The organism is Butyrivibrio sp. INlla14, from assembly GCF_900102515.1.
Lineage (GTDB): Bacteria > Bacillota > Clostridia > Lachnospirales > Lachnospiraceae > Butyrivibrio.
Map to the genome: position 1 here is coordinate 1 of NZ_FMVS01000046.1, position 10042 is coordinate 10042.

A 10042-nucleotide genomic window follows, 5' to 3' on the forward strand; every position below is an offset into this window, starting at 1 on the left:
GAGGATTAAAAATCATCAACCCTGCATTAAGAGATTTTTTGAGGGGATTTACCGGAAGTGACGACGAGAGTTAAAAAGATAGGAAGTTAACATTTTTTTGTTGCGTTGGACCAGTAAGCAAATGAATGCTTGCTAATTTGCCGGTTGTAAGGAGGTGACAATGACCTGCTTTGATAAAGAGACCAGGGAGTATTCAAGAGATAAAGAACATGAACCCTTGGGGTTTAAGTTCAAACTTATTCATGAAGGCTTTGCAAATATGCTGAACAAGCAGCTTCGTGATGAAGATATGACTTTTTCCCAGATGATCCTTGTGTCTTATCTCTGGGAGAACAAGGATAAAAAGGTTACGCAGAAGGACATTTCGCAGGCTCTTCAGATAAAGCACCCTACTACAATAGGCCTTTTAAAGAGACTTGAGGATAAAGAAATGGTCAAGGTTGTGGTGGATCCAGATAACAGGAAGTATCGCAATGTAGCCATTACCTCCAAGGGCGAAGAGTTCATAATCCGCAGTAAAGAGCGCAGGAAGAACATGAACCAGATCCTTGTGGAGGGTCTTAGCGATGATGAGATCACGCAGCTGAGGTATTTATTGGACAAAGTGATTGATAATATGAAGATGCTGTGAATTTAGCGCAAGCTGTGGATTCTTTTGGGAATCTGTTAGAAATTTATAAAGGGAGAATTTTGTTTTATGCTTAGCACATTATTAAAACAGATCAAGCAGTACACACTGCCATCAATAGTTACTCCGATATGTATGATCGGAGAGGTTATATGTGAAATGGTCATTCCTATTCTCATGGCCAGGATCGTAGATAAGGGAATATATGGCAATAACATGGGCGTTATCTATAGCACAGGTGCCCTGATGGTAGTTATAGCTATCTTAGGCCTTTTGGCAGGTCTTGGCGGAGCATACTATGGCTCCATGGCATCAACCGGATTTGCCAAGAATCTGAGAAAGGCAATGTTTGATAATATCCAGACTTTCTCTTTTGCCAACATTGATAAGTTCTCAACTTCCGGACTTGTAACAAGACTGACTACAGATGTTACCAATATCCAGAACGCGTATATGATGACTTTGAGAATGGCTATGAGAGCTCCTGCTTCTCTTGTAATTGCCATGGTTGCAGCCATGATGATCAATGCAAAGGTTGCCAGCATCTACCTGGTAGCAGTTATATTCCTCTCAGTTCTTATGGTTTATATTATGAACAAGGCTACCAAGTATTTCAAACAGGTATTTGAGAAGTACGATGAGCTCAATGAGAGCGTTCAGGAGAATGTTTCAGCCATCAGAGTTGTTAAGGCCTATGTCCGTGAGGATTACGAGGATAACAAGTTCAAGAAGGCGGCACTTAACATCTACAACATGTTTGTAAAAGCCGAGATGAACATCGTTTACATAAGTCCTGTTATGACAGGAACAATCTACATCTGCATCCTGCTTGTAAGCTGGGTTGGTGCCCACATGATAGTTGCAGGAAGCCTTACAACAGGCGAACTTATGAGTCTTTTGACTTATTGCATGACTATCCTCATGAACCTTATGATGCTGGGCATGATCTTTGTCATGCTGACCATGGCTTCTGCCAGCGGCAAGCGTATTGCTGAGGTCATCGAGGAGAAGGCTTCTATAACCAGTAAGCCTGACGCTATACGTAGTGTCGCAGACGGAAGTATTTCTTTTGAACACGTTGACTTTGCTTACAACCAGACTTCAGAAGAACCTGTGTTAAAAGATATAAATCTTGAGATAAAATCTGGTGAGACCATCGGTATCATAGGTGGAACCGGATCTGCCAAGTCTTCACTTGTTAACCTTATCAGCAGACTCTATGACGTAACAAAGGGAACTGTCAAGGTTGGCGGCGTGGATGTACGTGACTATGATCTGGAAGTCTTAAGAGACCAGGTATCAGTAGTTTTGCAAAAGAATGTCCTCTTTTCAGGAAGTATTCTTGATAATCTCCGCTGGGGTGACAAGAATGCAACAGAAGAAGAGTGTAAGCGCGCCTGTCGCATGGCCTGCGCCGATGAATTTATAGAGAAAATGCCAGAGGGCTATAATACGCAGATAGAACAGGGCGGAACCAATGTTTCAGGTGGACAGAGACAGAGACTTTGTATTGCCAGAGCCCTTCTTAAAAAGCCCAAGATCCTTATTCTGGATGACTCAACAAGTGCTGTTGATACCAGTACAGATGCCAAGATCAGAAAGGCCTTTGCTGAGGAAATTCCAGGAACAACCAAGCTGATAATTGCTCAGAGAATCAGTTCAGTTCAGGGCTGCGACCGCATTATCGTCATGGAAGATGGTAAGGTTAACGGATTTGGAACTCATGAGGAGCTTCTTCAGAATAATGACATTTACCGCGAGGTTTATGAGTCACAGACTGGAGCAAGCGGTGATGCTGATTTTGATAGTGCGAGCTGAGAGCGTAAGTTCATTGTGCATTTAGAGAGGATAAAGAAATGGCAGAAGTTAAAGAGATAAAAGGCAGAAACGGCGGTAACAGACGTGGAATGCCAAGGCCCAAGGTTGAAAACCCTGGCAAATTATTTAAAAGAATAATGGGATATGTTTTTAAATTCTATCCTATACATATGATAGTTGTTATGGTCTGCATTTTTGTGACAGTATTTTCCAGTGTTCAGGGAACTCTTTTTACAAAGACTCTGATAGATGGCTACATTCAGCCAATGCTTGATGCAAAAATTGCGGATCCTGCAGGATTTGTTCCTGATTATGGCCCACTTCTTGGCGCTATGGCGAGAGTTGCTGTATTTTATGCACTTGGCATAATTGCTGCATATGTTCAGTCAAGGACTATGATCTTTATAAATCAGGGAACCTTAAAGAGACTTAGAGAAGAACTCTTTACACATATGGAGAGTCTTCCTATCAAATATTTTGATACACATGCTCATGGCGATATCATGTCAATCTACACCAATGATATTGATACCTTGAGGCAGATGATCAGCCAGAGTATACCACAGCTTCTTAATTCAGCAATAACGATTGTAAGCGTGCTGGCATCTATGATCGTGCTGAGCATTCCGCTTACAGCAGTGACACTTGTCATGGTTGGGGTAATGCTCTTTTGCTCAGCCAAGGCTACCAAGGCATCTGGTAAGAACTTCGTAGCTCAGCAGAAGAACATCGGTGCTCTTAATGGCTACATCGAGGAGATGATGACAGGCCAGAAGGTTGTTAAGGTCTTTAACCACGAGCAGGAGAGTATTGAGCAGTTTGATAAGCTCAACGAAGAGCTTTGCGAGAGCGCATTTAAGGCTAATGCTTATTCAGGCGCTCTTGGCCCTATAAATGCCCAGCTTGGTAACACCAGCTATGTTATCTGCGCAATGATTGGTGGCGCAATAGCTCTTTCTAACAGCGTTGCTGTAGGATTTACAGTTGGTGCACTTGCTTCCTTCCTTACATTTAATAAGAGCTTTAGTATGCCTATCAACCAGGTCAGCATGCAGTTTAACTCAATCATCATGGCCCTTGCCGGAGCTGAGCGTATCTTCAAGCTTCTTGATGAGCAGCCAGAGACTGATGATGGCTACGTTATGCTTGTTGATGCTGAGGAAAAGAATGGTCAGGTTGTTGAGGCAGATCATCACACAGGGCACTGGGCTTGGAAACATTATCACAAGGCAACTGATACAACAACTTATCAGCCTATGGAGGGTGATGTTACCTTTAACGGCGTAGACTTTGGATATACAGATGAAAAGATGGTTCTGCATGACATTGTTCTTCATGCTCTTCCAGGTCAGAAGATTGCCTTTGTTGGCTCAACTGGTGCAGGTAAGACCACTATTACAAATCTTATCAACAGATTCTATGATATTCAGGATGGTAAGATCAGGTACGACAACATCAATATCAACAAGATCAAGAAGGCAGATCTTAGAAGGTCTCTTGGTATTGTTCTGCAGGATACACATCTTTTTACAGGAACTGTTCGTGACAATATCCGCTATGGTAAGCTGGGAGCTACAGACGAAGAGGTTATTGCAGCAGCCAAGCTTGCAAATGCCCATAGCTTTATAAAAAGACTTCCTGAGGGGTACGACACAATGCTCACAGGAGATGGAGCAAACCTTTCCCAGGGCCAGAGACAGCTCCTTGCTATTGCAAGGGCAGCTATCGCTGATCCTCCAGTTCTTATCCTTGATGAGGCTACATCCTCAATCGATACCAGAACAGAGAAAATCGTTCAGGATGGTATGGACAAGCTTATGAAGGGCAGAACCACATTTGTCATTGCCCACAGGCTTTCAACAGTCCGTAACAGTGACTGCATCATAGTCCTTGAGCAGGGAAGGATCGTTGAGCAGGGAACTCACGATGAACTTATCGCCAAGAAGCAGAGATACTACCATCTGTACACTGGTATGAAGGACGAGTCAGTAACTGCATAATCTAAATTGTAGGTAAAAAGAGTCAATGAAATGTTATCCATTGACTCTTTTTCAATGGTACAATATATTTATGTTGACAATTATTAAGGAGGATTTTTGTATGAAAAGAATGTTTTCTGTTAAGACAATTGTAGCTACCGGTATTGGCGCGGCTCTTTTCTTCGTTTTAGGAAGATTTGTTGCAATCCCAAGTCCTGTGCCTAATACTAATATCTCTATCCAGTATGGTCTTCTTGCATTTATCGCAGGAGTATTCGGACCTATCGCTGGAGCTTTGGCAGGACTTATCGGTCACTTCTTCATTGACTTTAGCTATGGCTGGGGAGTATGGTGGAGCTGGGTTATTGCATCAGCAGTGTTCGGATGCTTTATGGGGCTTGTAATGTTCAGACTCAAGATTGATGAGGGCGAGTTTGGACTTAAGGGAATTATTATTTTCAATATTGGTCAGGTAGTTGCTCATCTTGTAGCCTGGGTAGTTGTAGCCCCTGTTCTTGATATCCTCATGTATCAGGAGCCAGCCAACAAGGTATTTTTACAGGGACTTACTGGAGCAGGTATCAATATTGTTACAACAGCGGTAGTTGGAACCCTCGTATGTATCGCATATTCCAAGGCTATTCCCAAGAAGGGCAGCCTTACAGAAGAAGACTAATTTATGAATGATGTTATTGTAGAGTTTAAAAATTTAGGATTTCAGTATAGAGCGCAGGCATCCCCTACGCTCTATGACATTAATCTGAAAATAAGAAAGGGTGAGAAGGTTCTGATAGCAGGCCCGTCGGGATGTGGCAAGTCCACCATGGCAAGTCTTATGAATGGACTTATCCCCTTTTCTTATAAAGGCAAGATTACTGGATCTATGCTGATCGGAGGAAAAGAGTCAAGGGACATGTCTTTGTTTGACATTTCTCATGTTGTAGGAACTGTGCTTCAGGACAGTGATGCACAGTTTGTTGGCATGACTGTAGCTGAGGATTTGGCTTTTGCCCTTGAAAATGACTGTGTTGAGCAGGAACAGATGAAGGACAGAGTCCATGAGGTTGCCAGGATCCTTGACCTGGATAAGGTACTGCGGCATGCACCTTCTGAGCTGTCAGGAGGCCAGAAGCAGAGAGTATCTGTTGGCGGAGTTATGGCAAGTGATGTATCACTTTTTTTATTTGATGAGCCTCTTGCCAATCTTGACCCCAAAACCGGCAAGTCAGCAATTGAGCTTATTGACAAGCTTCAAAAGAGCACGGGAGCAGCCGTTGTCATAATTGAGCACCGCCTTGAGGATGTGCTCCACAGGCATGTGGACAGGGTTGTTCTTATGAGTGAAGGCCGTATTGTTTCAGATACGACGCCAGATGAGCTTTTATCAGCATCTACTCTTAGCGTGTGCGGGGTAAGAGAGCCTTTGTATCTCACAGCCCTCAAGTATTCCAAAGTGCCTGTGACAGCAGCTATGCACCCTGCAAGCCTTCCTGATCTTGTGCTTTCTGAAGATGACAAGGCCAAGGTGCGAGCTTTTTATACTGAGAATAAGGGAAAAGAAAAAGCGGCTTTGGGCCAAGAGCTTTTAAGGGTAGAAGACTTATCTTTTACCTACGAAAAGACCAACAAGAAGACGCTTAATGATATTTCCGTTTCGATAAATAAGGGCGAGATGGTGGCCATTGTCGGAACTAATGGCGCCGGAAAGTCCACGTTTTCCAAGGTTATCTGCGGCATGGAAAAAGAGGACTGCGGCAGGATAATCTTTAATGGGCAGGATTTTACAGCTCTTTCGATCAAGGAGAGAGCTGAGCATGTGGGCTATGTCATGCAGAATCCTAATCAGATGATCTCTAAGGTCATGATCTTTGATGAGGTTGCCTTTGGACTCAGGCTTCGCGGCGTTCCCGAGGATGAAGTCAGGGAGCGTGTTGAAAAGGCTCTCAAGGTCTGCGGCCTTTATAAGATGCGTAAGTGGCCTATTTCTGCTCTTAGCTATGGCCAGAAAAAGAGAGTGACAATCTGCTCTATTCTTGTTCTGGAGCCGGAGCTTATGATTCTTGATGAGCCCACAGCAGGGCAGGATTACAGGAATTATACAAGGATCATGGAGTTTTTAAAGAGCCTTAATGCCCAGGGAATCACTATTGTCATGATCACACACGATATGCATCTTATGCTGGAATATGCGGACAGGAGTATTGTCTTTTCCGATGGACGAATAATTGCAGACAAGAGCTGCGCTCAGGTTCTGACTGATAGGGAAATAGTTGATAGGGCAAGCCTTAAGGAAACAAGTCTTTATCAGCTGGCTGGAGATTGCGGCATTTTAGATGGCACGGGATTTGTCCAGAGCTTTATCGATTACGAGAGGAAAGAACGAGACATTCATGAATAATCTTTTTAACTATATTGAGAAACAATCACCTATACACGGACTTACTGGAGCAACAAAGCTGGTATGCCTTCTGCTGTGGAGCTTTGCGGCTATGACAACTTATGACACCAGACTTTTACTCTTTCTTGCAGTGTTTAGTATAATTCTTTTTCCTGTTGGCAAGATCAGGGTTAGGGATGTGTCTTTTATGCTGTGGTTTACTCTGGTTTTTCTTGCTTTAAATACGGTGATGGTCTACGTTTTTTCTCCAAGACACGGGTGTGACCTTTACGGATCTACCACCCTTTTGTTTGGGCTTTCAGGTCACTTTGCCCCAACTGCGGAGCAGCTCTTTTACCAGTTTAACTATATTTTGAAGTATTTTGCCACAATTCCTTTTGTGCTGCTGTTTGTCTGCACCACAAATCCCAGTGAATTTGCGGCTTCCCTTAACAAGATCGGTGTCAGCTATTCGATTTCTTATTCTGTAGCCCTGGCTCTTCGCTACATTCCTGATATTCAGAAGCAGTACCACGAGATTAGCCAGGCATCACAGGCAAGAGGCGTTGAGCTTAGTAAGAAAGCTTCGCTCATTAGCAGACTTAAGTCCGCTTCAGCGATCCTGATTCCGCTTATTCTCAGCAGCATGGATAGGATCGACATCATTTCCAATGCCATGGAGCTTAGATGCTTTGGCAAGAACAAGAAGAGAACCTGGTATATGGCCCAGAAATTCAAGGCTTTGGACTACATTAGTATCATTGTATGCGTATTGATCCTTGCTGTATCTATTGCTCTTTCATTTATCAACGGCAGCAGATTCTATAATCCTTTTCATTGAGGATGACGATTGATGCACAGGAAACTGGCAATGCGAGGGGTGTTAAGTTTCAATCCTCATTTCAAGAAAAGATGGCCGCTATTAAAAAGAAACAAATGCCCCGTTGACTCAAAAGGCCTATGCTGATATATTTATGGTGCACTGTATCAGAAATAGTTCTGAACGGTAGCTCACATAATAAGGAGAATTGAATATGGATAACACATCAATGCTTGGCCGCAAGACTAATGAGGAGTCAGTCGGACTTAGCAGCAAAACTCGTTACATGGTGGAGACTGCCCTTATGATCGCAATCGTTTTGATCATGGGTAATACTGTTCTTGGAACAATTCCTACACCATTTCTTAAGATTTCTATCGTTACTGTTCCAGTTGCTCTGGCAGCAATGCTCATCAGTCCTTACGCAGGTATCATCTGCGGAATCGTATTTGGACTTAACAGCTTTGCTGGCGCTTTTACAGGAGCAAGCGGAATGCTTTCAACACTTTTCACAATCAGTCCAATTGGAGTATTTGTAACTGCTGTAGTTGCAAGATTTTTAGATGCTACTGTAGTTAGCTTTTTATTTAAAGCTCTTCACAGAGGCAAGTTAAAGCAAGCTTCTTACTATATTTGTGGAGCTTTGATGCCTCTTTTCAATACAGTATTTTTCATGGGCTCTCTTTGCCTGTTTTTCTATAACACAGATTATGTTCAGGGACTTGTAGCCAAATATGACGCCCATGGCCCACTTGCTTTTGTTGTTGCAATGGTTGGCGTTCAGGCTACAGTTGAAGCTCTGATCGGATGCCTTCTGGCAGGAACTCTTGGAGTCATTCTTTCAAAGGTTTTAAAAAGAGCATAAATATTTTTGCAATCTGCAAATTTGACTGATCAGAATGTGTGAAGCTGTTACAGAATAGTTAAGTAACAAGAGGGGAAATGCGGTTTTTTTGAGGGAGAAAGCTTAGATTTACGATAATATTCTGATGCGTAGAATTGCGAAAATGGTGACAACGATTAAGTGATTTTATATCAGAAAACGTCAGAAGATTATTTGACGTTTATAAAAAGGTTATGTGATGAGTAGGATACTTACAGTTGATATAGGAAATTCAAATATTGTGGTGGGCTCTTTTGATGGCGAGCAGCTTGAGTTTACTGGAAGAATTGTGACCAAGAGAGATTACACTACAGAGAAAATTGTAAGTGAGATTTCAGCGCTGCTGAGTGATTGGCAGAGCAATGACAAGGCATCTACTGCTCTTGGAACTTCGTATGATGGCGCAATTCTTGCCTCTGTAGTTCCTGAGATCACAGATAAAACCTTGGATGCATTAGAAAAGATAATAGGAAAAAGGCCTCTATTAGTGGGGCCTTTTCTGCGTACAGGAGTTGATATTTCCAGATACAAAGAAGGCGCCATCGGAATGGATAGAATTGTAGATGTGGCCGCCGCTGTATCTCTGTACGGCGCACCTGTCATGGTCTGCGACCTTGGAACCTGCACAACTATAACCGTGGTTGATAGCTGCTCAGAAGATGCTTGCCAAGAAGGTGCCTGCCAAGAAGATGCAGGTGCTTATGATAGAAAAGAAAAGCCAAAAGTTGTAGCTTGTTCTGATGTAGAAGCTGGACAAGATATGGAACTTGAAAATCCTATGGATGAGGAAGGAAGAGCAAAAAGAGATTTGTTCAGCTCTGTAGATAAAGAAGTACAAGCATGCAGAGACTTGTCCAGCGCTGCAGATGAAGAAGGTCAAGCATGTAGGGAACTGTCCAACTCTGCAGATGAAGAAGAACAAACATGCAGGAATTTGACCAATTCTGTGGAAAAAGAAGAAAAATATAGTGGCAGAATCATAGGCGGAATGATATGCCCAGGAGTCCAATTATCTTTGGATGCAGAAGCTACGCGCGCTTCACAGCTACCACAACTTAGTGCCTGCGAAGTGGATTCACTGCTGGGCCTTGATACTGCATCTAATATGATGAGCGGCGTAGTTGCAGGCACAGGCATGATGATTGCTGAACTGGCAAGGCGCCTGATACAAGACGCTTCTTCTGATTTTATTTCCGGGGAAATTCCTGGCCCAACAGAAGGAAATACTACAGGTATTACTCAGAAAGACGATTTGGAGAACAGGCCAGCTATGAAGGTTGTAGTAACTGGAGGCCTTGGCAAGCTTGTTATTCCCTGGATTTGTTCTGATGGAGTGTCAACATCAGGGAGTACAGAGAATTCTAAAAGAGATTTTGAAGTTCATTATGAGCCGGATCTGCTTCTATATGGGCTTAGATATATCTATTGCTTGAATTGTGGGGATTGATGTCATGCAAGATAAGAGAAATGTCAGGTTATGCATGAAAGAGCCGGACTCAAATCATGCAAAAATAAGAAAAAACAAGAATTAGCATTA

General features: G+C 42.9%; 8 protein-coding genes. All 8 read left to right on the forward strand.

The genetic code is table 11. From position 1 onward, the window contains the following. The first annotated feature begins 160 nt into the window (after window positions 1–160). Complete coding sequence (locus tag BLO53_RS18010) at window positions 161–631, forward strand: MarR family winged helix-turn-helix transcriptional regulator (RefSeq protein WP_092064863.1); 471 nt, start codon at window positions 161–163, stop codon at window positions 629–631. Window positions 632–697: 66 nt separating this feature from the next. Further along, window positions 698–2446 carry an ABC transporter ATP-binding protein gene (locus BLO53_RS18015; RefSeq protein ID WP_092064866.1) on the forward strand — a complete coding sequence of 583 codons (1749 nt, stop codon included), beginning with the start codon at window positions 698–700 and terminating at the stop codon, window positions 2444–2446. Between the two features lie 38 nt (window positions 2447–2484). Continuing rightward, a complete protein-coding gene (locus tag BLO53_RS18020) occupies window positions 2485–4446 on the forward strand; it encodes an ABC transporter ATP-binding protein (protein ID WP_092064869.1) in 1962 nt (653 codons plus the stop codon). Window positions 4447–4546: 100 nt separating this feature from the next. After that, window positions 4547–5101, forward strand: a complete 555-nt coding sequence (locus BLO53_RS18025; protein ID WP_092064872.1) for an ECF-type riboflavin transporter substrate-binding protein — start codon at window positions 4547–4549, stop codon at window positions 5099–5101. Between the two features lie 3 nt (window positions 5102–5104). Then, window positions 5105–6823 (forward strand): ABC transporter ATP-binding protein, encoded by a 1719-nt coding sequence (locus BLO53_RS18030; protein WP_092064875.1) that lies wholly within the window; start codon window positions 5105–5107, stop codon window positions 6821–6823. Next, complete coding sequence (locus BLO53_RS18035; RefSeq protein WP_092064878.1) at window positions 6816–7643, forward strand: energy-coupling factor transporter transmembrane component T family protein; 828 nt, start codon at window positions 6816–6818, stop codon at window positions 7641–7643. The genes BLO53_RS18030 and BLO53_RS18035 overlap by 8 nt, the downstream gene beginning before the upstream one ends. Before the next feature lie 193 nt (window positions 7644–7836). Next, window positions 7837–8487 (forward strand): ECF transporter S component, encoded by a 651-nt coding sequence (locus tag BLO53_RS18040; protein ID WP_092064881.1) that lies wholly within the window; start codon window positions 7837–7839, stop codon window positions 8485–8487. A gap of 217 nt (window positions 8488–8704) precedes the next feature. Then, window positions 8705–9952: a type III pantothenate kinase gene (locus BLO53_RS18045; RefSeq protein ID WP_092064884.1), complete on the forward strand. Its 1248-nt coding sequence runs from the start codon at window positions 8705–8707 to the stop codon at window positions 9950–9952. Window positions 9953–10042 lie beyond the last annotated feature (90 nt).

Excerpts from the sequence above, each read along its gene's own strand:
- BLO53_RS18025 (WP_092064872.1), top strand. The coding sequence starts at position 4,547 with ATGAAAAGAATGTTTTCTGTTAAGACAATTGTAGCTACCGGTATTGGC.
- BLO53_RS18030 (WP_092064875.1), top strand. The coding sequence starts at position 5,105 with ATGAATGATGTTATTGTAGAGTTTAAAAATTTAGGATTTCAGTATAGA.
- BLO53_RS18010 (WP_092064863.1), top strand. The coding sequence starts at position 161 with ATGACCTGCTTTGATAAAGAGACCAGGGAGTATTCAAGAGATAAAGAA.
- BLO53_RS18020 (WP_092064869.1), top strand. The coding sequence starts at position 2,485 with ATGGCAGAAGTTAAAGAGATAAAAGGCAGAAACGGCGGTAACAGACGT.
- BLO53_RS18040 (WP_092064881.1), top strand. The coding sequence starts at position 7,837 with ATGGATAACACATCAATGCTTGGCCGCAAGACTAATGAGGAGTCAGTC.
- BLO53_RS18045 (WP_092064884.1), top strand. The coding sequence starts at position 8,705 with ATGAGTAGGATACTTACAGTTGATATAGGAAATTCAAATATTGTGGTG.
- BLO53_RS18015 (WP_092064866.1), top strand. The coding sequence starts at position 698 with ATGCTTAGCACATTATTAAAACAGATCAAGCAGTACACACTGCCATCA.
- BLO53_RS18035 (WP_092064878.1), top strand. The coding sequence starts at position 6,816 with ATGAATAATCTTTTTAACTATATTGAGAAACAATCACCTATACACGGA.